The following is a 26,449-nucleotide window of genomic DNA, read 5'->3' as shown; positions in this document are numbered from 1 at the left end:
CGCGTCGCGATCCTGCCCAGACTGCGTCGATGGACAACCTCGACCTGACAGTGATCCGCGCGCTCCTCGATTGGCGGCGCGCCGGCCGGCATGCCCTGCTGGCCACCGTGACCCGCACCTGGGGCTCGTCGCCGCGACCGGTCGGCTCGATCATGGCGCTGGCCGACGACGGCGCGGTCGTGGGCTCGGTCTCGGGCGGCTGCATCGAGGACGACCTGATCGCGCGCCATCGCGGCCGGCTGCACCTGCCGCGCGAGTCGGCGCGCCCGGCCACCGTGACCTACGGCGTCTCGGCCGACGAGGCGCACCGCTTCGGCCTGCCGTGCGGCGGCACGCTCGAACTGCTGATCGAGCACGATCCCGACGCCGCATCGCTGGGCACGCTGGTCGCGGCCCTGGAGGACGGCCGGCCGATGCGGCGCGCCGTCTCGCTCGCCGACGGCGCGGTGCGGCTCGATCCGAGCCCGGCGCCGGTCGAGGCGCACGTGGCCGACGGCTGGTTCGTCAACGGCTTCGGGCCGGCGTTCCGCATGCTGATCGTCGGCGCCGGGCAGCTCGCCGAGTACCTCGCGACGATGGCCAAGTTCAGCGGCTTCGCGGTGACGCTGTGCGATCCGCGCGCCGAGTACCGCACGGCCTGGGCCGTGCCGGGCGTGACGATCACGACCCAGATGCCCGACGACGCCGTACTCGCCTTCCGGCCCGACCGCCGCAGCTGCGTGGTCGCGCTGGCGCACGATCCCAAGATCGACGACCTGGCGCTGCTGGAGGCGCTCGAGAGCGAGGCCTTCTACGTCGGCGCCATCGGCTCGCGCCGCAACGCGCAGGCGCGGCGCGAACGCATGGTCGAGCACTTCGGCCACACGGCGGCGTCGCTGGAGCGGCTGCGCGGACCGATCGGCATCTACATCGGCAGCAAGACCCCGCCGGAGATCGCGGTGAGCGTGATGGCGGAGATCCTGGCCGTGAAGAACGGCGTGACGTTGCCGCGCGAGATCGATGTGGCGAGCGCGAAGGCGCTGCGGGAGGGGTTGCAGGAGACGGCGTGAACGCGGCGTTCAGTCCGGCGTCGGCACCGACGTGCCCGCGGGCTGCTTCGGCCGCCCCTCGCCGTCCAGGCCGAGCTCGTCGCCGGGATGCGCCTGCGGCACGTCGCCGCCCTTCTGGCGCTCGCGGAAGAGGGCCGCGCGCATCAGGAAGATGGTGGTGACCGGCGCGGTCAGGGCGATGAACAGCGTGATGAGCACGGCGTGCAGGAACAGGTTGGCGCCCTGCATCGAGAAGTACACGATGGTGGCGATGGTCACGCACCACACGCCGGCTGTCGCGCCCAGCGTGGGCGTGTGGATGCGGCGGAAGAAGGTCGGCATGCGCACCAGGCCGAAGGAGCCGACGGCGGCGAAGGCCGCGCCCACCACGGCGAAGACCGCCGTCACGATCTCGGCCCACAGCGGCAGCGGCACGGCGACGAACTCGGGCATCACTCGATCACCTCGCCGCGCAGCAGGAACTTGGCCAGCGCCGTCGAGCTGACGAAGCCGAACAGCGCGATCAGCATCGCGGCCTCGAAGTAGACGTTGCTCGCGTAGACGATGCCCAGCACCAGCATCATCAGCATGCCGTTGATGTAGAGGCAGTCGAGCGCCATCACGCGGTCCTGCGCGCTCGGGCCGGCCAGCAGCCGGTAGAGCGCGCACAGCATGGCGATGGCCAGCAGGAAGAGGGCGGCCTTCAGGCCCCAGAGCAGCACGGGGGTCATGACTCGAAGATCTCCATCAGCGGCTTCTCGTAGCGGTCCTTGATCATGCGGATCATCCCCTGCTCGTCCTGCAGGTCGAAGACGTGCAGCAGCAGGGTCGAGCGGTCGAGGCTGAGTTCGCCCCAGGCGGTGCCCGGCGTCAGGCACAGGATCATCGCCAGCACGGCCAGCGCGTTGGCGTCGCGCACGTCCAGCGGCACCAGCAGGAAGTGCGCCGGGATGTCGTCGGTGCGGCGCGTGAGCAGTTCGCGCGCGACCATCGCGGCCGAGCGCACCATGTCGCGCAGCACGACGCCGGTGAGCCTCAGGGCCACGAGCGGGCGGCGCATGCGCACGGCCGCCGGGCGCAGTCCGCGCGTGAGCAGTGGCACCACCAGCGCCAGGACCAGCGCCATCAGCAGGGTCGCCGCGTCGAGCGCCTGGTTGAGCAGCAGCCAGACGACGAACAGCGCGACCGACAGCGGCGGGGAGGGAATCCAGCGGCGGATCATGGGGCGGTGCTCCCTGGGGCGGCGCCCGACGTCGGGCCCGGGATCTGGCGGGCGCCGAAGACGGCCTCGCGGTAGGCGTCGGGGTGCAGCAGGCCCTCGGCGGTGGCCTGCGCGTGCTGCATCACGGGCTCGGCCTCGATCGTCAGGGCCACGCACGCGGCCAGCAGCGCGGCCACGGGCAGCACCTCCAGCGCGCGCAGCGAGGGCTGCGTGGCGTGGTCCTGGGTCCAGAAGTGGCGGATGCCGGTGCGGCTGAGCGCCACCAGCGTCAGGAAGCCGGAGACCAGCAGCATCGCCAGGAAGGTCCAGCCCGCCGGGGTCACGGCCGGCGCGTCGAGCAGGCTGGAGAGCATCGCGAACTTGCCGACGAAGCCCGAGAACGGCGGCAGCCCCGCCAGCAGCAGGGTGCAGCCCACGAAGCCCAGGCCCAGGAAGGCCACGCCGGCCGGGATGGCCCGGCCGTAGAGCGCCTGCTGCTCGTCGTCGAGGTTGACGTGCGCGTGCACGGTCAGGTCTTCCGCCAGGAAGGGGGCGCTGCCGGCGTTCTCGTGCGGCGCGATGCTGGCGCCGGCGTTGCGCCAGCGCTCGATCATGTCGATGAGCAGGAAGAAGGCGCTCGCCGCCAGCGTGGAGTTCAGCAGGTAGTAGAGCGCGCCGGCCCAGACGCCCGGCTGGCCCAGCCCGACCGCCGCCAGCAGCGTGCCGGCCGAGACCAGCACGCAGAAGCTCGCGAGGTTCGACAGCCGCTGCGTGCCGAGCACGCCCAGCGCGGCGGCGAACAGCGTGGCGATGCCCAGCCCCACCAGCGCGCCCTGGCCGAACTGCGCCGACACGCCGGCGTCGGGCGCGAACATCAGGGTCCACAGCCGCAGCAGGGTGTAGACGCCCAGCTTGGTCAGCAGGGCGAAGACGGCGCTGACCGGCGCCACCGCCGCGCTGTAGGCCGGCACCAGCCAGAAGTTCAGCGGCCAGGCGCCGGCCTTGGCGAAGAAGGCGGTCGCCAGGATGGCGGCGGCGGCGTGCACCAGCCCGCGGTCGGCGGCGTCGAGCCCGGCGATGCGCACGCCCAGGTCGGCCATGTTGAGCGTGCCGGTGACGCCGTAGAGCAGCGCCGCGCCGATCAGGAACAGCGACGAGGCCGCCAGGTTGATGGCGATGTAGTGCAGCCCGGCGCGCACCCGCAGCCGGCCCGAGCCGTGCAGCAGCAGGCCGTAGGAGGCGGCGAGCATGACTTCGAAGAACACGAACAGGTTGAACAGGTCGCCCGTGAGGAAGGCGCCGTTGAGGCCCATGAGCTGCAGCTGCAGCAGCGGATGGAAGTGCACGCCGGCACGGTCCCAGCGCGAGGTCGAGTAGATCGACACCGCGAAGGCGACGACGCCGGTGAGCGCCACCATCAGCGTGGAGAGCCGGTCGGCCACCAGCACGATGCCGAAGGGCGCGCGCCAGTTGCCCGCCAGGTAGACGCCGATCGAGCCGGGGCCGCCACCGGTCTCCGGCGCGTTGACCCAGCGCAGCAGGGCCAGCGCGGCGATCAGGCCGATCAGGCCCGAGACCACCGTCAGCGCCGACTTGATGCGCCGGCGCTGCTCGCCCAGCAGCAGCATCAGCGCGGCGGTGAACATCGGCACGAGGATGGGCACCGCCACCAGGTGCGGCATCGTGAAGTCCAGCAGGCGGTCGAGGAGGTGCGCGATGTCGCCGGTCATTCCGCGCGCTCCCTGCCGTCGACGTGGTCGGTGCCCGAGAGGCCGCGCAGCGCGATCATCACGACCAGGAACAGCGCCGTCATGGCGAAGCCGATCACGATGGCCGTCAGCACCAGCGCCTGGGGCAGCGGATCGGCGGTGTTGGCCAGGGTGGAGGCGTAGCCGGGGATCAGCACCGGCTCGCTGTCGACCTTCAGGCGGCCCATGCTGAAGATGAACAGGTTGACCGCATAGGACAGCAGCGTGAGGCCCATGATGACCTGGAAGGTGCGCGGGCGCAGCAGCAGGTAGACCCCCGAGCCGGTGAGCACGCCGATGGCGATGGCGAGGACGATTTCCATCAGTGGTCTCCGGACGCCGGGGGCGTGTGGCCGGCGGGATGGGGCACGGCCTCCTCGATCGTGAGGCGGGGGTCGGCGGCCTCGGAGCGCGCGACCTTCGTCGCGTCGGTGCGGGCGTGGGTCGGGGCGTCGGACTCGCGCTCGACCTGCTCGTCGGCCCAGCGGTGGCTGCGCACCGACTGGTGCGCCAGCGCCGTCAGGATCAGCATGGTCGCGCCCAGCACCAGCGAGAACACGCCCATGTCGAAGAACAGCGCGCTGGGCACGTGGATCTCGCCGAGCACCGGCAGGTGGACGTGGGCGGTGTGGGTGGTCAGGAACGGATAGCCCAGCGCCACCGAGCCGCCGCCGGTGGCCAGCGCCAGCAGCAGGCCGATGGCGATCCAGCGGCGCGGGTAGATGCGCAGGTGCTCCTCGACCCACTCGGTGCCCGAGACGATGAACTGCAGCACCAGCGCCACCGACATCACCAGCCCGGCGACGAAGCCGCCGCCCGGCGCGTTGTGGCCGCGCATGAAGAAGTACACCGACACCAGCACCGCCAGCGGCAGCAGCAGCCGCACCAGCACCGCCGGCACCATCAGGTAGCCCACGGCGGTGTCCTTGGCGCGGCGCGGGTTGAGCAGGTCGCTGCTGCCGTCGTCGGCCTGCGCGCGCTGCTGGGCCGGCAGGGCCATCGACTCGATCGCCGGGCGGAAGCGGCGCAGCAGCGCGTAGACCGTGAGCGCGACCACGCCCAGCACCGTGATCTCGCCGAAGGTGTCGAAACCGCGGAAGTCCACCAGCATGACGTTGACGACGTTGGTGCCGCCGCCCTCGGTCAGCGCCCGTTCCAGGAAGAAGGGCGAGATGCTGCCCGGCGAGGAACGCGTCATCACGGTCCAGGCGATCGCCGCCATGCCGCCGCCGGCCAGGGTCGCCACCAGAAGATCGCGCCCGCGCCGGCCCCAGGGGCGCAGGCGTTCGCGGGCCGGCTGCACCGCCTGCTGGCGCATCGGCAGCCAGCGCAGGCCCAGCAGGATCAGCACGGTGGTGACGGCCTCGACCACCAGTTGCGTGAGCGCCAGGTCGGGCGCGGAGAACCAGATGTAGGTGATGCAGCACACCAGGCCCGAGGCCGCCGCCAGCATCAGCGAGGCGAGCCGGTGGAACTTGGCCTGCCAGGCGGCGGCCAGCGCGCAGACGGCGCCGATCGTCCACGTCATGGCGAACATCGGCGAGAAGGCGAGCGGCTCGCGCAGGCCGCGCGCCGCCGGCGCCAGCCACAGCGACGCGGCGGCCCCGGCCAGCGCCACCAGCACCAGCAGCAGCAGCTGCGACTGCAGCCGCTGCGTGCCCAGCAGGCGCCGGCTGCGGCGGCCCGCTTCGCTCAGGCGCGCGAGTCCGTTCTCGAAGATCCGCTGGCCGTCGAAACGGCGCAGCCCCGGCGTGTGGCCGAGCCGGCCGTGGGCGCGGCCGCGCCGCTGCAGCAGGTACAGGCCGGCGCCGGCCGCCAGGGCGATGAAGCTCATGAGCAGCGGCAGGTTGAAGCCGTGCCAGACCGCCAGGCTGTACGCGGGCAGCACGCCGCCCACCACCGGCGTGGCCGCCGCGGCCAGCAGCGGCCCGACCGACCAGGCCGGCGCCACGCCCACCACCAGGCACAGCAGCACCAGCAGCTCGACCGGCACGCGCATCCAGTGCGGCGGCTCGTGCGGGGTCTTGGGCACCTCCGGGCCGCACGGCGGGCCAAAGAAGACGTCGAAGACGAAGCGCGCCGAGTACGCCACGCTGAAGATGCCCGCGACGGTGGCGATCACCGGCAGCACGAACTCGACCCATGGCGTCGATTCGATGAACACCGTCTCGGCGAAGAACATCTCCTTGGACAGGAAGCCGTTGAGCAGCGGCACGCCGGCCATCGAGGCGCTGGCGATGATGGCCAGCGTGCCCGTGATGGGCATGAGGCGGATCAGGCCGCTGAGCTTCGTGATGTCGCGCGTGCCGCTCTCGTGGTCGATGATGCCGGCGGCCATGAACAGCGAGGCCTTGAAGGTCGCGTGGTTCATGATGTGGAACACCGCCGCCACCGCCGCCAGCGGGCTGTTGAGGCCCAGCAGCAGCGTGATGAGCCCGAGGTGCGAGATGGTCGAGTACGCCAGCAGCGCCTTCAGGTCGCGCTGGAACATCGCGATGTAGGCCCCGAGCGTGAGCGTGACCGCCCCGGCGCCGCCGACCAGCCAGAACCATTCCTCGGTGCCCGAGAGCGCCGGCCACAGCCGCGCCATCAGGAACACGCCCAGCTTCACCATCGTGGCCGAGTGCAGGTAGGCCGACACCGGCGTGGGCGCCGCCATGGCGCGCGGCAGCCAGAAGTGGAACGGGAACTGCGCGCTCTTGGTGAAGGCGCCCAGCAGCACCAGCACCAGCGCCGCCGGGTAGAGCGCATGGGCGCGGATCGCGTCGCCCGAGGCCAGCACGACGTCGAGCTCGTAGCTGCCGACGATGCGCCCGAGGATCAGCACGCCGGCGAGCAGGCAGAGCCCGCCCGCGCCCGTCACCGTCAGCGCCATGCGGGCGCCGCGCCGGGCGTCGCGCCGGTGGTGCCAGTAGCCGATCAACAGGAAGGAGAACAGGCTGGTGAGTTCCCAGAACAGCACCATCTGGACGAGGTTGCCCGAGAGCACCACGCCCATCATCGCGCCCATGAAGGCCAGGAAGAACGAGAAGAAGCGCGGCACCGGGTCGGAGGCCGACATGTAGTAGCGCGCGTACAGCACCACCAGCGCGCCGATGCCCAGCACCAGCATGCAGAACAGCCAGGCGAAGCCGTCCATGCGCAGGGTGAGGTCGAGACCCAGCGAGGGCAGCCATTCGATGCGCTGGCGGATCACGTTGCCGTCGGCCACGCGCGGGAACAGCCAGGCCACCTGCGCCGCGCAGCCCAGCGCGACCAGTCCCGCGAGCGTCGATTCCCGGTTGCGAGCGTTGGACGGCAGGAAGGCCGCGAGCGCGCTGGCGATGAAGGGGAGTGCGACGAGGAGGACCAGGGGCATCGTGAAAGAATTCTATCGACGGGGTGTGTCAGTCTTCCCCTGGCGTCCGGCCTGGGGCGAAGGGTTCTTCGGGGTCAGTGCCAGAAAGTCTGCACGGTGCGCAGACCCAGCCACGTGAGGCACAGCGAGCCTCCCAGGTGCAGGGCGATGGTGAGCAGCGCGAGGCCGGGTCGGCCGTCGGCCAGCATGCCGACCGTCTCGGCCGAGAAACTGGAAAACGTGGTGAGTGTGCCGAGGAAGCCCGTGATCACCATCAGCCGCCACGCCGGATGGATGTCGGGCAGTCCGCTGAAGACGCCGATCGCCACGCCGATCAGGTAGCCGCCGACCAGGTTGACCGCCAGCGTGCCCCAGGGAATCGTCCCGCCGGGATTGAGCCACGTCGAGACGCCCCAGCGCAGCAACGCGCCGACGCAGGCGGCCGCGCAGATTGCCAGCGCGTTGGTCAGCACGGCGCGCCGCTCCGCGCCGCCGTCATTTCTCCACGCCCATCACCCAGTTCGGCACGCCGGTGACGATTCCCGGGAAGATCGTGATCAGCCCGATGCACACCACCAGGCAGAAGAAGAAGGGGATCGCCGCCTTGGCGATGAGCGTGCTGTCCTTGCCCGTCATGTTCTGCAGCACGAACAGGTTGAAGCCCACCGGCGGCGTGACCTCCGCGATCTCCACCAGCAGCACGATGAAGATGCCGAACCACACCAGGTCGAAGCCCGCCTTCTGGATCATCGGCAGCACCACCGCGCTGGTCAGCACGATCATCGAGATGCCGTCGAGCGCCGTGCCCAGCACCAGGTACACCACCACCAGCGCGCCGATCAGCGCGTAGGGCGACAGGTGCATGGCGTCGACCCACTCGGCCAGCTCGCGCGGGATGCCGGTGAAGGCCATGGTCTTGGTCAGGAAGGCGGCGCCGGCCAGGATGAACATGATCATGCAGCTGGTGCGCGTGGCGCCCATCAGGCCGTCCGTGAAGTTGCGCCACGTCAGGCTGCGGCCCTTGGCGGCGATGGCCAGCGAGCCCAGCACGCCGAAGGCGGCGCACTCGGTGGCCGTGGCCCAGCCGGCCACCAGCACCCAGACGATGAAGACGATCAGCAGCGCGCACGGGATCAGGTTGCCCGAGGCGCGGATCTTCTCGCGCAGCGTCGTGGGCGGATCGGCCGGCGGCACCTTGTCCGGGTTGCGCAGGCTCCACCAGCCGATGTAGCCGGAGAACAGCCCCATCAGCAGCAGCCCCGGCAGGAAGCCGGCGAGGAAGATGCGGATGATCGAGGCGTCGGCCGCCACGGCGTAGACCACCATCGTGATCGACGGCGGGATCAGGATGCCCAGCGTGCCGGCCGTGGCGAGCGAGCCGATGGCCAGCTGCTCGTCGTAGCCGCGGCGCTTGAGTTCGGGCAGGGCCACCTTGGCGATGGTCGCGCAGGTCGCCGCCGACGAACCCGAGACCGAGCCGAACACGCCGCAGCCGAGGATGGTGGTGTGCATCAGCCGGCCCGGCACGCGGTTGAGCCAGGGTCGCAGGCCCTCGAACATCTCCTCGCTCAGCTTGGTGCGGAACAATATCTCGCCCATCCAGATGAACAGCGGCAGCGCCGCCAGCTCCCAGCTCGCGTTGCTCTCCCAGAAGGCCGAGAACAGGTTCTTGCCCGGCAGCGTGTTCGTGAAGAAGGCCTGCCCGACCCAGCCGACGATCGCCAGCGTCATGGCGATCCACACGCCGCCGGCCAGCAGCACCAGCATGATGACGAGCAGCATCGCGCCCATCCATAGAGTTTCTGTCATGCGTTCTTTTCAGATGTCGGAAGAGAAGTCGCCCGCGGCGTGCCGCTCCTCGAGGGCGCGCTGGTAGCTCGGCTTCTCGCCGCGCATCACGCCGACGAGTTCGTCGATCATGGCCACGAGCAGCAGCCAGCAGCCGATCACGAAGGTCGATTGCGGGATCCAGATCGGGATGACCACCAGGCCGGTCGCCATCTCGGCGAACTCGTAGCTCTCCCAGGTGAAGCTGGTGGCCCAGTACGTGAGGTAGGCGACCGCCACCGAGGCGATCAGCAGGCAGGTGACGTCGAGCACGCGCCGCACCGGGGCGGGCACCTTGTCGAGCACCAGCGTCACGCGCACGAAGTCGCCGTGCCGGAACGCGTGCGCCATGGCGAAGAAGGCCGCGGCGGCGCACAGCCAGGCCACGACGTCGTTGAGCCCGCTCACGTGCCAGTTCATCTGCCGGCCGACGCCCGCGACGATCATCAGCACGAAGATCAGGAACACGCAGAAGGCGCCCAGCGCGCCCGCGCCGTCGTACAGGCGATCGAGGAAGCGGCGCACGGGTCAGGCCTCCCGCCGGGCCGCCCCGGGTGAGGCCTGCGCCCCCTCGGGGGACGGCGACACGCGAAGCGGTGAGCGAGGGGGCTTCATCACTTCTTGTAGGCGTCGATGATCGCGGCGCCGTCCGCGCCGGCGGCCTTGAGCCAGTCGGCCTGCATGATGCCGCCGACCTGGCGCATGTCGGCGTCGAGCTTGGCCGAGGGCTTGTGGATCTTCATGCCACGCTCGGCCAGCAGGCGCTTGTACTCGGCGTTCTTCTCCTCGGCGACCTTCCAGCCGCGCGCCTCGGCATCGGCCGCGGCCTTGACGACGGCGGCCTTGGTCGGCGCGTCCAGGGCGTCGAAGGCCTTGGCGTTGACCAGGATCGCGTTCTTCGGGATCCAGGCCTGCGTGTCGTAGAAGTTCTTGATGTGCTCGTAGGTCTTGGTGTCGTAGCCGGTCGAGCCCGAGCTCATGTAGCTCTCGATCACGCCCGTGGCCATGGCGGCGCTGAGTTCGGCCTGCTGGATCTGCACCGGCTGGGCGCCGATGAGTTCGGCGATCTTGGCCGTCGCCGGACTGTAGGCGCGCCACTTGATGCCGCGCAGGTCGGCCACCGATGCGATCTCCTTCTTCGAGTAGATGCCCTGCGGCGCCCACGGCACGGCGAACAGGACCCTGATGTTCTGCGCGCCCAGGAGCTTCTCCATGGCCGGCTTGGAGGCGGCGTAGAGCTTCTTCGCGTCGGGATACGTCGTGGCCAGGAAGGGCACGCCGTCGAGCGCGTAGATCGGGTTCTCGTTGGCGTAGTTGGCCAGCAGGATCTCGCCGGCCTGGGCCTGGCCGCTCTGCACCGCACGCTTGATCTCGGGCGCCTTGAAGAGCGACGCGTTGGCATGCACGGTGATGCGCAGCTTGCCGCCGGTGGCCGCTTCCACGTCCTTGGCGAACTGGGCGATGTTCTCGGTGTGGTAGTTGGTGGCCGGGTAGGCCGTGGGCAGGTCCCACTTGACCTGCTGCGCGAAGGCCGCGCCGCCCAGGGCCAGCGCGGCGAGCGTCGCCATCGGTGCAACCAGGGAACGCAGCCGCGCGGCGGGTGCCTTCGCGGCACGAACGGAGGAGTGATGCATGAAGTGGAGTTCCAGGAGAGAGGACGAGGAAGAAGCGCAGTGCAGCGTACGTGCAAATATCGGGCCACCACGGAGGTGTTTCCCCGAGGCGCCGCCTGATGGACAGGCATGAAAAAGCCGCCCGAAGGCGGCTGGGTGGTCGATGCGTTCCCGCGTGGCGCTGTCGATGCGCTTCGACGTCGGGACCTACTTGGCCTTGGCGGCGGCGTGGGCCTTGGCGTCCACCTTGCCCGCCTTGTCGATGAAGGCGGTGTCGTCGAAGCTCTTGCCGTTGACCGTCAGGCCCTGGCCCGACAGCTTGGTCGCCGCCTTGGCCTTGACGCCCTTGACGCGGCTCATGAAGTCGCCCCAGTCCTTGAACTCGCCCTGCGCGCGAGCGTCCAGGATGCGTTTGGACAGGCTCGGGCCGACGCCCTTGACGCCGTCCAGGTCGGCCGCGCTGCCCTTGTTGACATCGACCGCGGCGAACGACGACACCGCCAGCATCATGGCCGCGACGGCCAGAATCTTCTTGAACATGTGCATGGAATCTCCCTGATTCTCTGGGTTTGTGTGGATGACAGCTTGATTGCGACGATCGCCCGGGGGCGTCGCGCGGGTCGGACTTTAGCCCGGTCGCGACGTCGCTTTCTTAACGAATCGAACACACGCAGCAGCATCGAACAATACGCCGTGCACACGCGTGCCGAGCCAGGAACACCGCGAAACCGGCTCCGCCGGGCCGCCGGTGTCGCCCCCGGTAAGGGGGTTGGCGAAGCGACACGCGGTGTGCGAAGACTGGGGCGCGCTAGAGCTCTTCGACCCGCCGCGGCGGATAGCTGTCCCACGCCTGGCAGCCCGGGCAGTGCCAGAAGTACTGGTGCGCCTCGAAGCCGCAGGCCGCGCACCGGTAGCGCATCAGGGGACGCGTCGCCTGGTCGAGCGCGCGCTGCACCTGGGGATGGAACTGCTCGTTGGCGAAGGTCTCGCCGGCCAGCCAGCGCGAGGCCGCCACCAGCGAGGGCTGCTGGGCGAGGTGCGCGATGTAGCCGTCGCGCGGCGTGGTCGTGCGCACCGGCGGCGCCGCGCTCGCGTCCGACGTGGATGGCGGCTCGAACACCGGCGCGCCGCCGTCGGGGCGCACGGGCAGTCCGCCCAGCGCGATGATGGCCTCGAGCAGGTCGATCGAGGGCTGGTCGGCGTAGCGGCGCTGCAGCAGCGCAAGCGCCTCGCCGGTGCGATGCGCGGCGACGGCCGCCTGTTGCAGCGTGGCGGCGCACAGCGGCAATGCCAGCGGCGCTCGCTCGCCCAGCGCCATCAGGGTTTCGAGGGCGGCGGCCGGCTGGCCGGTGCGCAACTGCAGCGTGGCGGTGTCGATGGCCGGGCGCGGGGCGGTGGGCGCGAGCGCGACGGCCTGCCGCAGCAGTTCGCCGGCCGCCTCGGTGTGGTCGCCCTTGGCGAGTTGCTCGGCCGCCTGCTCGCACAGGTAGTGCGAGCGGCGCGCCGCGTAGCTGCCCTGGCCGGCGGCGTCGAGCTTTTCGGCCACGGTGGCGGCTTGAGCCCATTCGCGCGAACGCTCGTAGATGGCCAGCAGCGACAGGCGTGCCTCGTTCTCGTAGCGCGTGCCTTCGAGCTTCTGCAGGGCGGCCTCGGCGCGGTCGAGCAGGCCGGCGCGCAGGAAGTCCTGCGCCAGTGCGTGCTGGGCGCGCTCACGGTCGGCGCGCGAGAGGTCGCCGCGGCCGAGCAGGTGCTCGTGCACGCGCACGGCGCGCTGGTACTCGCCGCGACGGCGGAAGAGATTGCCGAGCGCGAAATGCAGTTCCTGCGTGTCGGGGTCGTTCTGGACGGCCTCGATGAAGGCGTCGATGGCCTGGTCCTGCTGCTCGTTGAGCAGGAAGTTCAGGCCGCGGAAGTACGCCTTGGGGGCCTGTCGGTTCTCCAGCTTGAGCTGGCGCAGGTCGAAGCGCGAGGCCAGCCATCCGAGCACGAAGGCGACCGGGAAGCCCAGCAGGAGCCAGCTGAAATCAAAGTCCATGTTGTCGGGCGGCGGGAACGTCGGTCAGGGTGGCGTGGGGCTCGAGCGGGGCCGGCACGGTGGTGGCCACGATCGCCGTCGGCGCATCGACGACGGGCGCGTTGGCCACCGCCGCGCTGCGGTGCTTCCACCAGCCCGGCAGCATGCCCAAGACGCCGACGACCACGCCGCCGGCGAAGGCCGCCAGCACCACCAGCACGAGCGGGGCGCGCCAGTAGGTGCTGAAGAAGAAATAGACGGTCGCGTCCTGCTGGTTGTTCAGCGCGAAGGCGAAGAGGGTGAAAAAAAGGGCTGCCTTGAGCAGCCACAGAAGGTATTTCATGCGCGTCCCCGAGAACCCGGGCGCATTCTACTTTTGCAGGGCATCGGTCCGATCGCCTCCGGCGTCGAGCTCGGCGGTGCGGGCGTCGACCGCTTCGCGCAGGGCCTTGCCCGGCTTGAAATGCGGCACCCGTTTTTCCGGGATCTGGACGCTTTCGCCCGAGCGCGGATTGCGACCGATGCGCGGCGGTCGCCGATTCACCGAGAAGCTGCCGAAACCGCGGATCTCGATGCGGTGGCCGCGCACCATGGCGTCGCTCATGGCGTCGAGGATGGTCTTGACGGCGAATTCCGCATCGCGATGCGTGAGCTGCGCAAAGCGGGCCGCGAGTTCTTCGACGAGGTCAGAGCGTGTCATGGGCCGGAAAAAGTAAATGAAAAAAGGGGCGCCTGGCGCCCCTTCTCGATCCCTGAACACCGCGGACGGGCTCTGCCCGGCCGCAGGTGTCGCCCCCGGCAGGGGGAAGGCGAAAGGCGACACGAAGTACGCCGCAGCCTGGAGGCGAGCTTACTTGTCGCTGTTGTCCAGCTTGGCGCGCAGCAGGGCGCCCAGGCTGGTCGTGCCGGCGTTCTCGCGGGCCGACTGCTGGCTCAGGCTGGCCATGGCGCCTTGCTCGTCGACCATGTCCTTCTGCTTGATCGACAGCTGGATGTTGCGGGTCTTGCGATCCACGTTCACCACCACGGCCGTGACTTCGTCGCCTTCCTTGAGCACGTTGCGGGCGTCTTCCACGCGGTCGCGCGAGATTTCCGAAGCACGCAGGTAGCCGACGATGTCCTCGCCCAGATCGATCTCCGCACCGCGTGCGTCGACGGTCTTGACCTTGCCGGTGACGACCTGGCCCTTGTCGTTCACGGTGGTGAACGTGGTGAACGGGTCGCTGTCGAGCTGCTTGATGCCCAGGCTGATGCGTTCGCGGTCGACGTCGACTGCGAGCACCAGCGCCTCGACTTCCTGGCCCTTCTTGTAGTTGCGAACCGCGGCTTCGCCGGTTTCGTTCCACGAGAGGTCGGACAGGTGGACCAGGCCGTCGATGCCGGCGGCCAGGCCGACGAACACGCCGAAGTCGGTGATCGACTTGATCGGGCCCTTGACGCGGTCGCCGCGCTTGGTGTTCTGCGCGAATTCCTGCCACGGGTTGGCCTTGCACTGCTTCATGCCCAGGCTGATGCGGCGCTTGTCCTCGTCGATCTCCAGGACCATCACCTCGACTTCGTCGCCCAGGGAGACGATCTTGTTCGGAGCGATGTTCTTGTTGGTCCAGTCCATCTCGGAGACGTGCACCAGGCCTTCGATGCCGGGTTCGAGTTCGACGAACGCGCCGTAGTCGGCGATGTTCGTGACCTTGCCGAACAGGCGGGTCGATTGCGGGTAGCGGCGCGAGACGCCCATCCACGGGTCGTCGCCCATCTGCTTGAGACCCAGCGAGACACGGTTCTTCTCGGTGTCGAACTTGAGGATCTTGGCGGTGATTTCCTGGCCGGCCTGAACGACTTCGCTCGGGTGGCGGACGCGGCGCCAGGCCATGTCGGTGATGTGCAGCAGGCCGTCGATGCCGCCGAGGTCGACGAACGCGCCGTACTCGGTGATGTTCTTGACCACGCCACGGACGACGGCGCCTTCCTTCAGGGTCTCCATCAGCTTGGCGCGTTCCTCGCCCATGCTGGCTTCGACCACGGCACGGCGCGAGAGCACGACGTTGTTGCGCTTGCGGTCGAGCTTGATGACCTTGAATTCCAGGGTCTTGTTCTCGTAGGGGGTCAGGTCCTTGATCGGACGCGTGTCGATCAGCGAACCCGGCAGGAACGCGCGGATGCCGTTGACGAGCACCGTGAGGCCGCCCTTGACCTTGCCGCTGGTGGTGCCGGTGACGAAGTCGCCGGATTCGAGGGCCTTCTCCAGGCTCATCCAGGACGCGAGGCGCTTGGCCGTGTCGCGCGAGAGGATGGTGTCGCCGTAGCCGTTCTCGACGGAGCCGATGGCCACGGACACGAAGTCGCCGGCCTGGACTTCGAGTTCACCCTTGTCGTTCTTGAACTCCTCGATCGGCACGTACGCTTCGGACTTGAGGCCGGCGTTGACGACGACGTGGTTGTGTTCGACGCGAACGACTTCGGCGGTGATGACCTCACCGCTGCGCATCTCGGAGCGCTTCAGGGATTCTTCGAACAGGTCGGCAAAAGATTCAGACATTGATGGTTCCTTCCGTCAGGCCAGGGTTGGCGGCCGCGTCGTGCGAAATTGCATGCGGCTGCGCGGGGGTCTGGAGACGGCGGTTGGTGGGCGGTTGGCCCGGGTTGGATTGGAAAAAACCGGTGGGCCGATGCGCTGGTCGCGCGGAGGGCGGCTCGCCGGACCGTGAACGGGTGGGCCGGATTCAGGCCGGTTGCCCGTGTGCAGCCTTCAGGCGGGGATTCCGAAAGGCTGTTGCTGCTGCCACCAAGCCAGCACGCGTTCGACCGAGTCTTCGACCGAGAGCGTGGAGTTGTCCAGGAGGCGTGCGTCGTGTGCCGGCTTCAGCGGCGCGACGCTGCGGGAGGAGTCCCGGAGGTCGCGCGCTTCCAGGTCGGCGCGGAGACTGTCGATTGTAGTCGAAATGTCCTTTGAAATCAGTTGCTTATGGCGCCGCTCGGCACGCTGCGCGGCGCTGGCCGTCAGGTAGATCTTGAGCGGCGCGTCGGGGAAGATGACGGTGCCCATGTCGCGTCCGTCGGCGACCAGTCCGGGCAGCTGCCGGAAGCCCTGCTGCAGCGCCAGGAGCGCCTCGCGCACCATCGGCAGGGCGGAGACGCGCGAGGCGTCCATGCCGGCGGCCTCGGTACGGATCGTCTCGCCGATGTCCTCGTCGCCCAGCAGGATCGTGCCGGCGTGGAAGCGCAGCGGCAGCGCCCGGACGAGCTCGGCGATGCGGGCCTCGTGGCGCGGCTCGGCGTCGAGGCCGGCGCGGCGCATGACCAGGCCGGCGACCCGGTAGAGCGAACCGGAATCGAGGTAGTGGTAGCCCAGGTGGCGCGCGACCTCGACGGCCAGCGTGCCCTTGCCCGAGGCCGACGGCCCGTCGACGCAGATCACCGGGACGCCGGCGGACTCGACGACGTCGAACAGTGCCTCGAAATAGTCGGGGAAGGTCTTGGCCACGCAGTGCGGATCGAGGATGCGCACCGGCCGCGACGCCGGATTGAAGGCCGCGAGCGAAAAGCACATCGCGATGCGATGGTCGTCGTAGGTCTCGATGGCGGCGGCGCGCCAGGCATGGACCGGCAGCGGATGCACGCGCAGGAAGTCCGGACCGTCCTCCACCGTGGCGCCGAGCTTGCGCAGTTCAGCGGCCATGGCGTCGATGCGGTCGGTCTCCTTGACGCGCCAGCTCGCGATGTTGCGCAGCGTGCTCGGCGCGTCGGCATGCAGCGCCATCACGGCCAGCGTCATGGCGGCGTCGGGGATGTGGTTGGCGTCGATGTCGATCGCCTGGAGCGGCCAGGCGCCGCGCGCCACCTGGAGCCAGTTGGGGCCGCTGTCGATGCGCGCGCCCATCCGGCGGGCGGCCTCGACGAAGCGGATGTCGCCCTGGATCGACTCGGCGCCCACGCCCTCGATGCGCAGACCCGCGTCGCCGGTGGCGGCCAGGGCGCCCAGGGCGATGAAGTAGCTCGCCGACGAGGCGTCGGCCTCGACGTGGATGTCGCCCGGCGAGCGGTAGTGGCTCGACGCCGGGATGGTGAAACGCTCCCAGCCATCACGCCGCACCGCGATGCCGAAGCGCGCGAGCAGGTTGAGCGTGATCTCGATGTAGGGCTTGGAGATCAGTTCGCCGACCACCTCGATCACGATGTCGCGTGGGGTCGCCGCGCCATGGCCCGAGGCCAGCGGCAGCGCCAGCAGCAGTGCCGTCAGGAACTGGCTGGAGACGTCGCCGCGCACGCGGATCGGCGCGTCCAGCGACAGGGCGTCGGCCGCGACCGGATGGATGCGCAATGGCGGGTAGCCCGGATTGCCCAGGTAGTCGATGCGGCAGCCGATCTGCGTGAGGGCGTCGACGAGGTCGCCGATCGGGCGCTCGTGCATGCGTGGCACGCCGCTGAGCTCGAAGTCGCCGCCCAGCAGGGCGAGGGCCGCGGTCAACGGCCGCATGGCGGTGCCGGCATTGCCCAGGAACAGCGCCGCGCGGGGCGTGCGCAGGACGCCGCCCAGGCCTTCGATGCGCAGCACCGGACCGTCCTGCGCGATGCCGCAACCCAGCGTGCGCAGGGCGTCGAGCATGACGCGGGTGTCGTCGGAGTCGAGCAGGTCGTGCACGGTCGTGACGCCGTCGGCCAGCGCCGCCAGCAGCAGGACGCGGTTGGAGATGCTCTTGGAGCCCGGCAGGCGCACGGTGCCCGATGCCGAGACCAGCGCGGGAATGTCGAGGAAAGGCGTGGCGTACATGGCGTCGGTCAGTCGGTCGAGGTGGAGATGGCGCCCAGCCGCCAGGGCGCGCGCGTGTCCCGCGCGGCGGCGATGGCGGCTTCGAGCGCCGGGCCGTCCCCGGAGGCGACCAGCGCTTCCAGGTCGACCAGCGTCGCGCGGAACGCCTTCGCATGGGCGAGGACCTGCGCGCGGTTGGCCAGCAGGATGTCGCGCCAGATGGCCGGGTTGCTCGCCGCGATGCGCGAGAAGTCGCGGAAGCCGGGGCCGGCGACGGCGAGCGCCTCCGGTCCGTCCGGTTGCGCGGCGAGGCTGTTGACGAAGGCGAAGGCCAGCAGGTGGGGCAGATGGCTGACGGCGGCGAAGGCGCTGTCGTGGGCGGGTGGCGTCATGGTGACGACGCGCGAACCGAGGGCACGCCAGACGTCCGTCGCGCGCCGCACGCTGGCCGGCGCGGTGACGTCGAGCGGCGTCAGCACGACCTGGCGGCCGTCGAACAGCGAAGCCTCGGCATGCTCGACGCCCGCGACCTCCTTGCCGGCGATCGGATGCGCCGGCACGAAGTCGGCCAGGCGATGCGATGGCAGGACGCGACGCGCCGCTTCGACCACGTCGCCCTTGGTCGATCCGACGTCCATCACGAGCGCGCCGGGCGCCAGGGCGTCGCGGATCGCGATCAGCGTCGACTCCGTCGCGGCCACCGGAACGGCCAGCAGCACGAGGTCGCAACCCGCGACCGCCGCCGCCGCCGAGGACGCCGCCGCGTCGACGACACCGCGCGAGCGGGCGCTTTCGGTGGCGGTGGGCGACGTGCTGTAGCCGACGACGTGGCGCACGAGCTTGGCGCGGCGCAGGGCGAGCGCGAACGAGCCGCCGATCAGCCCGCAACCGATGAGCCCCAGGCGCGCGAATCCGACGATGTCCTCTTCGGACCGGAGCACCGCGCTCATGTCACGGGATATGCGCCCAGCACCTTGTAGAACGCGCAGGCCGCGCGCAGCTCGGTCAGGGCCGCCGCCACGTTGGGCTGCGACGGATGGCCGTCGAGGTCGATGTAGAAGTAGTACTCCCACTGACCGGTGCGCGCGGGACGCGACTCGAAACGCGTCATCGACACGTTGTGCGCCTTCAGCGGCATCAGCAGGTCGTGGACGGCACCGGGCCGGTTGGGCACGGAGACGACGAGACTCGTGCAGTCGCGGCTCGACGCCGGGGGCATCGCCAAGGTCTGCGGCAGGCAGATGATGGCGAAGCGGGTGCGGTTGTACGAATCGTCCTGGATGGCGTGCGCCACGATGTGCAGACCGAAGCGGGTGGCGGCCCGGTCGCTGGCCAGGGCGGCCCAGGCCGGGTTGCCGGCCGCGAGGCGTGCGCCTTCGGCGTTGCTGGCGACGGCGCGGCGCTCGGCGTCCGGCAGGTGCTTGGACAGCCAGGTCTGGCACTGGGCGAGGGCCTGCGGATGCGCCAGCACGGCTTCGATGCCCTGGAGCGAATTGGTCGTGCGCAGGAGGTGGTGCCGTACCAGCAGGCTGACCTCGCCCACCACGTGCGTCGGCGAATGCAGGAACAGGTCGAGCGAGCGCGTGACGACCCCCTCGGTCGAGTTCTCCACGCCGACCACGCCGTATTGCGCGCTGCCCGCGGCCGTGGCGTGGAACACCTCGTCGAAGCTCGCGCAGTAGATCAGGTCGGCGGCGCCGCCGAAGTACTCGACGGCGGCCTGCTCGCAGAACGTGCCTTCGGGACCGAGCACGGCCACGCGCTGCGGCGATTCGAGCGCCAGGCAGGCCGACATGATCTCGCGCCAGATCGCTGCGACATGGTTGCCCTTGAGCGGACCGCCGTTGGTGCGCTGCATCTTCTCGATGACCTGCGCCACGCGGTCGGGCCGGAAGTAGGGCGTGCCTTCGCGCTTCTTGACCTCGCCCACCGCCTCGGCGACGCGCGCGCGCTGGTTGAGCAGGTCGATCAGGCGCTGGTCGAGCGAGTCGATCTGCACGCGCAGGTCGGCCAGGCTGGTGGACTGATCGGCGGGGTCGGAGGCGGGGGGCACGGGGGAGGGCGAGGCGGAGGCGGTCATCGGTCGAGCGGCCCGTTGCACCGCGCGACCGGCGCGGCGTCTTCGATCAGGCCTGTGAGGTCTCGAATTCTCGCATGTAGTCCACCAGCGCCTGGACGCCCGCGAGCGGCATGGCGTTGTAGATGCTGGCACGCATGCCACCGACCGACTTGTGACCCTTGAGCTGCAGCAGGCCGGCGGCCTTGGCGCCGGTCAGGAAGGCCTCGTTGCGACTCTCGTCCTTCAGGAAGAAGGGCACGTTCATGCGCGAGCGGCAAGCGGGATCGACGCGGTTCTCGTAGAAAGCCGAGCCGTCGATGAAGCCATAGAGCAGCTTCGCCTTGGCGATGTTGCGCTGCTCCATCGCCTCGATGCCGGTGGCGTCGCCTTCGGTCTGGCGCAGCAGCCAGTCGAAGGTCAGGCCGGCGACATAGATGCCCCAGGTCGGCGGCGTGTTGTACATGGAACCGTTGTCGGCCACGGTCTTGTAGTTGAACGCGCTCGGGCAGATCTCGAGCGCGTGGCCCAGCAGGTCGTCGCGCACGATCACGAGCGTGAGGCCCGCCGGACCGAGGTTCTTCTGCGCACCGCCGAAGGCGAGCCCGACGCGGCGCCAGTCGACCGGACGCGAGGCGACGTGCGAGGAAAAATCGATCACCAGCGGCGCGTCGCTGCCCAGCGCGGCCAGATCGGGCAGTTCCTGCACCTCGACGCCGTGGATGGTCTCGTTGGTGCACAGGTGAACGTAGGCGGCATTGGCGCCGAGCTTCCAGGTCGCGGGATCGGGCAGCCGCGTGTGGTGATCGCCTGCGTTGCTGGCCGCGATGCGGGCCTGGCAGTAGCGCTGCGCCTCCTTGTGCGACTTGATGCTCCAGCTGCCGGTGACGACGAAGTCGGCGGCCGTGCCGCGCGACAGGTTCATGGGAACGATGGCGTTCTCGCCCAGTCCGCCACCCTGCATGAACAGGATGTGGAAATGGTCCGGGACGGCCAGCAATCGGCGCAGGTCGGCTTCGGCCTTGGCCGCGATGGCGCCGAATTCCTTGCCGCGATGGCTCATCTCCATCACGCCCAGGCCGCTGCCGTGCCAGTCGAGCATCTCGGCCGCGGCGGTGCGCAGCACCTCCTCGGGCATGGCGGCCGGGCCGGCCGAGAAGTTGTAGGGGCGCGCGAGGCCCGTCGTCATGCCCATGCCGACGCTCACTTCTTGGCGGGGGCGGCGGCCTTGGTGGCCGGTGCCTTGGCGGCGGGCTGGGCCGCGGCTTGGCCGTCGGTCGGCGCGCCCAGCGCCTTGGCGACGCTGACGTTGAGCGCCTGCAGCTTGGGGTCGATGGTCGGACGCACGTCGGCGACGAGTTTCTGCGTCAGGGCCGAGCCGAGCTGCGAATTCATGTCGGAGAACTTCTTGCTCAAGGGCGAGCCCAGCCAGGCGACGAGCTGGCGCAGTTCCTCCTCGCTGAAGTTCTGCTCCAGCAGCGGTCCGACGGTGCTCGGTGCCAGCTGCACCGCCTTGTCGCGCACGATCGGGAAGGCGTCCTGGACGTATTTCTGGATCTCGGCCTCGGCGGCCTTGCCCAGCGCTTCGCGCTTCTCGGGCGCCACGCGGGTCTGGAGGTATTCGCCGCCGGCCTGGACGATGGGCTGCACGGAATCGTTGACGAGGATGCGCGCCATGCCTTCCACAGCGGGACGCTGGACGTCGAGCAACTGCTTGACGAGCGCCGCCTTGTCTTGCGCCATCGCGACCGAACTGGCTGCCAGTGCGACCGACAGGACCGCAAGCTTGATGTTTTTCACTGAGGATTCTCCGTTGAAGATGAGGAAGAGCTGTCGATGCCGGTGTCGTCACCGCCGTTCTCGGCCGTGTCGACATTGGCGTCGTTCTCGACGATGCGCTGCAGGCCGCTGAGCTTCGCACCCTCGTCGAGGCCGATGAGCGTGACGCCCTGGGTGGCCCGGCCGAGTTCGCGGATCTCCGCGACCCGCGTGCGCACCAGGACACCCTTGTCCGTGATGAGCATGATCTCGTCGTCGGCGTGCACCAGCGTGGCCGCAACTACTTTGCCGTTGCGCTCGCTCTGTTGAATGGCAATCATGCCTTTGGTTCCCCGGCCGTGCCGGGTGTACTCGGTGATGCTGGTGCGCTTGCCGTAGCCGTTCTGGGTGGCGGTGAGCACGCTCTGCTGTTCGTCCTCCGCCACCAGCATGGCGATCACGCCCTGGCCGTCCTCCAGCATCATGCCCCGCACGCCGCGGGCGTTGCGGCCCATGGGGCGCACGTCGTTCTCGTCGAAGCGCACCGCCTTGCCGCCGTCGGAGAACAGCATCACGTCGTGCTGGCCGTCGGTCAGCGCGGCGCCCACGAGGTAGTCGCCCGGATCGAGGTCGACGGCGATGATGCCGGCCTTGCGCGGGTTGCTGAACTCGTCGAGCGCGGTCTTCTTGACCGTGCCCATCGAGGTCGCCATGAAGACGTACTGGTCGGCCGGGAAGGTGCGCTTCTCGCCGGTCAGGGCCAGCACCACGTTGATCTTCTCGCCCTCCTGGAGCGGGAACATGTTGACGATGGGCCGCCCGCGCGAGCCGCGCGAGCCGGCGGGCACTTCCCAGACCTTCAGCCAGTAGAGTCGGCCGCGGTTGGAGAAGCACAGGATGTAGTCGTGCGTGTTGGCGATGAAGAGCTGGTCGACCCAGTCGTCTTCCTTCGTCGCCGTGGCCTGCTTGCCGCGGCCGCCGCGCTTCTGCGCCCGGTATTCGCCCAGCGGCTGGCTCTTGATGTAGCCGGTGTGCGAGAGCGTCACGACCATGTCGGTCGGGGTGATCAGGTCCTCGGTGGACAGGTCGTAGGCGCTGTGCTCGACCTGGCTGCGACGCGCGCCGAGCTTGGTCTGACCGAATTCCTGGCGGATCGTGCCGAGTTCGTCGCCGATGATCACGGACACGCGCTCCGGCCGTGCCAGGATGTCGAGCAGGTCGTCGATCTCGGCCATCACCTCGCGGTACTCGGCGACGATCTTGTCCTGTTCGAGGCCGGTCAGGCGCTGCAGGCGCATCTGCAGGATTTCCTGTGCCTGGGTCTCCGACAGTCGATAGAGGCCGTCTGAGCCCATGCCGAGGATTGCTTCGAGGCCGTCGGGGCGGTAGTCGTGGGCGTTGATGACGCCGCCGTCGGCGCGCGCGCGGGTGAGCATCTCGCGCACCAGGGGGCTGTCCCACGAGCGGTTCATGAGTTCGGCCTTGGCCACGGGCGGCGTCGGCGCGTTGCGGATGATCGCGATGAAGTCGTCGATGTTGGCCAGTGCCACGGCCAAGCCTTCGAGCACGTGGCCGCGTTCGCGTGCCTTGCGCAAGGTGAAGACGGTGCGGCGCGTGACGACCTCGCGCCGATGCTGCAGGAAGACCTCGATCAGGTCCTTCAGGTTGCACAGGCGAGGCTGACCGTCGATCAGCGCCACCATGTTCATGCCGAAGGTGTCCTGGAGCTGCGTCTGCTTGTAGAGGTTGTTGAGCACCACCTCCGGCACTTCGCCGCGCTTGAGTTCGATCACCAGACGCATGCCCGATTTGTCGGACTCGTCCTGGATGTGGCTGATGCCTTCGATCTTCTTCTCGTGCACCAGCTCGGCCATGCGCTCCTGGAGCGTCTTCTTGTTGACCTGGTAGGGAAGCTCGTCGACGATGATCGCCTGGCGCTGGCCGCGATCGATGTCCTCGAAGTGGCAGCGGGCGCGCATCACGACCTTGCCGCGCCCGGTGCGGTAGCCGTCCTTGATGCCGTTGATGCCGTAGATGATCCCGGCGGTCGGGAAGTCGGGCGCCGGCACGAACTCCATCAGGTCGTCGACGCTGGCATCGGGATGACGCAGCAGGTGCAGACAGGCGTCCACCACCTCGTTGAGGTTGTGCGGCGGAATGTTGGTGGCCATGCCCACGGCGATCCCGCCCGCGCCATTGACCAGAAGATTGGGCAGGCGACTGGGTAGAACGACCGGCTCTTTTTCCGAGCCGTCGTAATTGTCCTGAAAATCGACGGTTTCCTTGTCGATGTCGCCGAGCATTTCATGGGCGATCTTGGAAAGACGAATTTCCGTATAACGCATCGCCGCGGCCATGTCACCGTCGACCGATCCGAAATTGCCCTGGCCGTCCACCAGCATGTGGCGCATCGAGAAATTCTGCGCCAGGCGCACGATGGTGTCGTAGACCGACTGGTCGCCGTGCGGGTGGTACTTGCCGATCACGTCGCCCACGATGCGAGCGGACTTCTTGTACGGGCGATTCCAGTCGTTGTTCAGTTCGTGCATGGCGTACAGCACGCGCCGATGCACGGGTTTGAGTCCGTCGCGGGCATCCGGCAGGGCCCGGCCGACGATCACGCTCATGGCGTAATCGAGGTAGCTGCGACGCATCTCCTCTTCTAGGCTGATGGGGAGAGTTTCTTTGGCGAACGAGGTCATGGGCAGAGCGGGCAGACGGCAGGAGGACGGAATTTTACGCTTCGGCCGGTGTCGTTATGCCGCAACACAAGCGCCGTATTCCGCTGCAGTCCTACGATTCGAGCCGCGCCCCCGCCCGGTTTGAGAAAGGCCCTATGGCACAATCGTCTCAACGTTTTGGGTGGTGGTCACTTAAAGCGTCCTTGATTCGCAGCGCGTCTGCGGCTTTTTCCCCAAGAGGAGAACCATGAAGAAACTCAATAAAGTGGCGATGATGTTTGCAGTCGCTGCGCTCGCCACTGCCGCCGGCGCGCAGACCCGTGTCACCGCTGCGAATGGCGGCCCGGTGAACGACAATTGGCAGAACGGCACTGGTGAACTCGTCTGGAAGAACGGCACCAACGAACTGTGCTGGCGCGATTCCTCGTGGACTCCTGCGACCGCCAACGCCGGCTGCGATGGCGCGCTCGCTCCTGTCGCTGTCGCACCTGTCGTGACCCCGCCGCCGCCCCCGCCGCCGCCGGTCGCACCGCCGCCGCCGGTCGCTGCCTCGAAGGTCACCTTCGCTGCCGACGCCTTCTTCGACTTCGACAAGTCGGTCCTCAAGCCGGAAGGCCGCGCGAAGCTGGACGATCTGGTTTCCAAGATCCGTGACGTCAACCTCGAAGTCATCATCGCCGTGGGTCACACCGACTCGGTCGGTACCGATGCCTACAACCAGCGTCTGTCGGTGCGTCGTGCCGAAGCTGTCAAGGCCTACCTGGTCACCAAGGGTATCGAACGCAATCGCGTCTACACCGAAGGCAAGGGTGAGAAGCAGCCTGTCGCCGACAACCGCACCGCGGCCGGTCGCGCTAAGAACCGTCGCGTGGAAATCGAAGTGGTTGGCACCCGCGCCACCCGCTGATCCGCAAGCATCCGCGATGGAAAAACCCCGCTCCGGCGGGGTTTTTTTTGGCCTCGATTTTGTCGCGGGCATTCTGGGTTGAAATTCAATCGAGCATCGAATTCGACACCTCGTCTTTGGCGGACCTTTAAATAATTCAAATCCATGACTATCAACATCAATGCGGATCCGGCGGAACTGGCGAAATTTTCCGAACTCGCTCACCGCTGGTGGGATCTCGAAAGTGAATTTCGGCCGCTGCACGAAATCAATCCATTGCGCCTCGAATGGATCGATGGCATTGCGCCGCTTGCCGGCCGGCAGGCGCTCGACGTGGGATGCGGGGGCGGCATCCTGGCCGACGCCATGGCACGCAAAGGAGCCGCGGTGCTGGGCATCGATCTGGCTGGCAAGGCGCTCAAGGTGGCACAGCTCCATGCACTCGAGGCATCGACCCAGGGAGTGAAATACCGCGAAGTCAGCGTTGAGGCCTTGGCAGCGGAACAACCGGGAAGCTTCGATGTCGTGACATGCATGGAGATGCTCGAGCATGTCCCGCAACCCGCTTCGGTGGTCAAGGCCTGTGCCGATCTCGTCAAGCCCGGAGGCTGGGTGTTCTTCTCGACCATCCACCGCAACCCGAAGGCGTTCCTGCTCGCCATCATCGGCGCCGAGTACGTCCTGGGCATGCTGCCACGCGGCACGCACGAGTATCGGAAGTTCATCCGACCGGCCGAACTCGCGGCTCATTGTCGGGCGGCGGGTCTCGATCTGCGCCACACGCGCGGCCTGAAGTACAACCCCCTCACGCGACGGTACTGGCTCAGTGACGACACGAGCGTGAACTACATGTTCGCGACGCGAAAGCCGGCATGAAGGGATCGTCCCTGCAAGCGGTCCTGTTCGATCTCGACGGGACCCTGATCGACAGTGCGCCCGATCTCGGTGCTGCCGCCGACAGGATGCGTACGGATCGGAGCCTGCCTTCGCTGCCGCTGGCGGATTACCGGCCCATGGCAGGCGCTGGCGCACGCGGCATGCTCGGCATCGCCTTCGGACTGACGCCGGAATCGTCCGAGTTCGCCACACTGCGCGAGGAATTCTTCAGGAACTACGAAGCGCGCATGCTGCTCGACACGCATGTCTTTGCGGGCGTGGCCGAACTGGTCGACGAACTGGTCGCCCGAGGATTGTCTTGGGGCATCGTGACCAACAAGGCGGCACGTTTCACCGACCCGCTGGTCGCTGCGATTCCCCAGTTCGCCACGGCAAGCGCTGTCGTGAGCGGCGACACGACGCCTCACGCGAAACCGCATCCCGAGCCTTTGCTGGAGGCGGCACGCCGCATGAACGTCGACCCGACCCGATGCATCTATGTCGGTGATGACGAACGGGACATCGTGGCCGGCCGCGCAGCCGGCATGACGACGCTGGCCGCGACCTATGGCTACATGGGCGCGAACGCCGATGTCGCCCTCTGGGGAGCGGACGGCCGCGTCGAATCTCCTCTCGATGTCTTGCAATGGCTGAATGTGGCCTAAAATGACAGTCTT

At 68.7% G+C, this 26,449-nt stretch carries 25 protein-coding genes; 4 read left to right on the top strand and 21 right to left on the bottom strand.

The features are described 5' to 3' along the window. Positions 1–29: 29 nt before the first annotated feature. Positions 30–1,049 carry an XdhC family protein gene (locus ABID77_RS10610; RefSeq protein WP_429594921.1) on the top strand — a complete coding sequence of 340 codons (1,020 nt, stop codon included), beginning with the start codon at positions 30–32 and terminating at the stop codon, positions 1,047–1,049. Between the two features lie 9 nt (positions 1,050–1,058). Here ABID77_RS10610 and mnhG read toward each other — a convergent pair whose 3' ends face one another. The 21 genes from mnhG to gyrA all read right to left on the bottom strand — a co-directional run bounded on the left by mnhG (position 1,059) and on the right by gyrA (position 24,031). Further along, a complete protein-coding gene (gene mnhG / locus ABID77_RS10605) occupies positions 1,059–1,481 on the bottom strand; it encodes a monovalent cation/H(+) antiporter subunit G (protein WP_429594918.1) in 423 nt (140 codons plus the stop codon). Then, complete coding sequence (locus tag ABID77_RS10600; RefSeq protein ID WP_429594915.1) at positions 1,481–1,759, bottom strand: K+/H+ antiporter subunit F; 279 nt, start codon at positions 1,757–1,759, stop codon at positions 1,481–1,483. The genes mnhG and ABID77_RS10600 overlap by 1 nt, the downstream gene beginning before the upstream one ends. Further along, positions 1,756–2,247: a Na+/H+ antiporter subunit E gene (locus ABID77_RS10595; protein ID WP_429596109.1), complete on the bottom strand. Its 492-nt coding sequence runs from the start codon at positions 2,245–2,247 to the stop codon at positions 1,756–1,758. The genes ABID77_RS10600 and ABID77_RS10595 overlap by 4 nt, the downstream gene beginning before the upstream one ends. After that, positions 2,247–3,959, bottom strand: a complete 1,713-nt coding sequence (locus ABID77_RS10590; protein ID WP_429594912.1) for a monovalent cation/H+ antiporter subunit D — start codon at positions 3,957–3,959, stop codon at positions 2,247–2,249. Before ABID77_RS10590 ends, ABID77_RS10595 begins: the two co-directional genes overlap by 1 nt. Then, entirely contained in the window at positions 3,956–4,300 is a 345-nt protein-coding gene (locus tag ABID77_RS10585) for a Na+/H+ antiporter subunit C (protein WP_429594909.1), read from the bottom strand. The genes ABID77_RS10590 and ABID77_RS10585 overlap by 4 nt, the downstream gene beginning before the upstream one ends. Further along, entirely contained in the window at positions 4,300–7,335 is a 3,036-nt protein-coding gene (locus ABID77_RS10580) for a monovalent cation/H+ antiporter subunit A (RefSeq protein ID WP_429594906.1), read from the bottom strand. Before ABID77_RS10580 ends, ABID77_RS10585 begins: the two co-directional genes overlap by 1 nt. A 74-nt stretch (positions 7,336–7,409) precedes the next feature. Next, a complete protein-coding gene (gene crcB, locus ABID77_RS10575) occupies positions 7,410–7,787 on the bottom strand; it encodes a fluoride efflux transporter CrcB (protein WP_429594903.1) in 378 nt (125 codons plus the stop codon). A 22-nt stretch (positions 7,788–7,809) separates the two neighbouring features. Further along, positions 7,810–9,123 (bottom strand): TRAP transporter large permease, encoded by a 1,314-nt coding sequence (locus tag ABID77_RS10570; RefSeq protein ID WP_429594900.1) that lies wholly within the window; start codon positions 9,121–9,123, stop codon positions 7,810–7,812. Positions 9,124–9,132: 9 nt separating this feature from the next. After that, on the bottom strand, positions 9,133–9,666 hold the full coding sequence (locus ABID77_RS10565; protein WP_429594897.1) for a TRAP transporter small permease: 534 nt from the start codon (positions 9,664–9,666) through the stop codon (positions 9,133–9,135). Positions 9,667–9,755: 89 nt separating this feature from the next. After that, complete coding sequence (locus tag ABID77_RS10560; RefSeq protein WP_429596106.1) at positions 9,756–10,709, bottom strand: TRAP transporter substrate-binding protein; 954 nt, start codon at positions 10,707–10,709, stop codon at positions 9,756–9,758. A 252-nt stretch (positions 10,710–10,961) separates the two neighbouring features. After that, a complete protein-coding gene (locus tag ABID77_RS10555) occupies positions 10,962–11,300 on the bottom strand; it encodes a ComEA family DNA-binding protein (protein ID WP_429594895.1) in 339 nt (112 codons plus the stop codon). A 262-nt stretch (positions 11,301–11,562) separates the two neighbouring features. Then, the gene (locus ABID77_RS10550; protein ID WP_429594892.1) at positions 11,563–12,789 is read right to left on the bottom strand and encodes a lipopolysaccharide assembly protein LapB; all 1,227 of its coding nucleotides are present in this window, start codon (positions 12,787–12,789) and stop codon (positions 11,563–11,565) included. After that, positions 12,779–13,111: a LapA family protein gene (locus tag ABID77_RS10545; RefSeq protein ID WP_429594889.1), complete on the bottom strand. Its 333-nt coding sequence runs from the start codon at positions 13,109–13,111 to the stop codon at positions 12,779–12,781. The genes ABID77_RS10550 and ABID77_RS10545 overlap by 11 nt, the downstream gene beginning before the upstream one ends. A 27-nt stretch (positions 13,112–13,138) precedes the next feature. Then, a complete protein-coding gene (locus ABID77_RS10540) occupies positions 13,139–13,468 on the bottom strand; it encodes an integration host factor subunit beta (RefSeq protein ID WP_429596103.1) in 330 nt (109 codons plus the stop codon). A gap of 150 nt (positions 13,469–13,618) precedes the next feature. After that, the gene (rpsA, locus tag ABID77_RS10535) at positions 13,619–15,304 is read right to left on the bottom strand and encodes a 30S ribosomal protein S1 (RefSeq protein ID WP_429594886.1); all 1,686 of its coding nucleotides are present in this window, start codon (positions 15,302–15,304) and stop codon (positions 13,619–13,621) included. A 210-nt stretch (positions 15,305–15,514) separates the two neighbouring features. Further along, a complete protein-coding gene (locus ABID77_RS10530) occupies positions 15,515–17,536 on the bottom strand; it encodes a bifunctional 3-phosphoshikimate 1-carboxyvinyltransferase/cytidylate kinase (RefSeq protein ID WP_429594883.1) in 2,022 nt (673 codons plus the stop codon). An 8-nt stretch (positions 17,537–17,544) separates the two neighbouring features. Further along, entirely contained in the window at positions 17,545–18,465 is a 921-nt protein-coding gene (locus ABID77_RS10525; RefSeq protein ID WP_429594880.1) for a prephenate dehydrogenase, read from the bottom strand. Next, entirely contained in the window at positions 18,462–19,595 is a 1,134-nt protein-coding gene (gene pheA, locus ABID77_RS10520) for a prephenate dehydratase (protein WP_429594877.1), read from the bottom strand. The genes ABID77_RS10525 and pheA overlap by 4 nt, the downstream gene beginning before the upstream one ends. A gap of 46 nt (positions 19,596–19,641) precedes the next feature. Beyond that, positions 19,642–20,760: a 3-phosphoserine/phosphohydroxythreonine transaminase gene (gene serC / locus ABID77_RS10515; protein ID WP_429596100.1), complete on the bottom strand. Its 1,119-nt coding sequence runs from the start codon at positions 20,758–20,760 to the stop codon at positions 19,642–19,644. A 14-nt stretch (positions 20,761–20,774) separates the two neighbouring features. Then, positions 20,775–21,371: a DUF2059 domain-containing protein gene (locus ABID77_RS10510; RefSeq protein WP_429594874.1), complete on the bottom strand. Its 597-nt coding sequence runs from the start codon at positions 21,369–21,371 to the stop codon at positions 20,775–20,777. Then, on the bottom strand, positions 21,368–24,031 hold the full coding sequence (gene gyrA, locus ABID77_RS10505; RefSeq protein ID WP_429594871.1) for a DNA gyrase subunit A: 2,664 nt from the start codon (positions 24,029–24,031) through the stop codon (positions 21,368–21,370). Before gyrA ends, ABID77_RS10510 begins: the two co-directional genes overlap by 4 nt. A 226-nt stretch (positions 24,032–24,257) precedes the next feature. Here gyrA and ompA point away from each other — a divergent pair, with 226 nt between their 5' ends. From ompA to gph, 3 genes are all read left to right on the top strand, one after another. After that, positions 24,258–24,917, top strand: a complete 660-nt coding sequence (ompA, locus tag ABID77_RS10500) for an outer membrane protein OmpA (protein WP_429594868.1) — start codon at positions 24,258–24,260, stop codon at positions 24,915–24,917. 144 nt (positions 24,918–25,061) lie between these two features. Then, a complete protein-coding gene (ubiG, locus tag ABID77_RS10495; protein ID WP_429594865.1) occupies positions 25,062–25,772 on the top strand; it encodes a bifunctional 2-polyprenyl-6-hydroxyphenol methylase/3-demethylubiquinol 3-O-methyltransferase UbiG in 711 nt (236 codons plus the stop codon). Continuing rightward, a complete protein-coding gene (gene gph, locus ABID77_RS10490; RefSeq protein ID WP_429594862.1) occupies positions 25,769–26,437 on the top strand; it encodes a phosphoglycolate phosphatase in 669 nt (222 codons plus the stop codon). The genes ubiG and gph overlap by 4 nt, the downstream gene beginning before the upstream one ends. Positions 26,438–26,449 lie beyond the last annotated feature (12 nt).

The organism is Variovorax sp. PvP013 (assembly GCF_050435945.1).
Classification (GTDB): domain Bacteria; phylum Pseudomonadota; class Gammaproteobacteria; order Burkholderiales; family Burkholderiaceae_C; genus Variovorax.
This window is presented reverse-complemented; position numbering and strand designations above follow the sequence as displayed.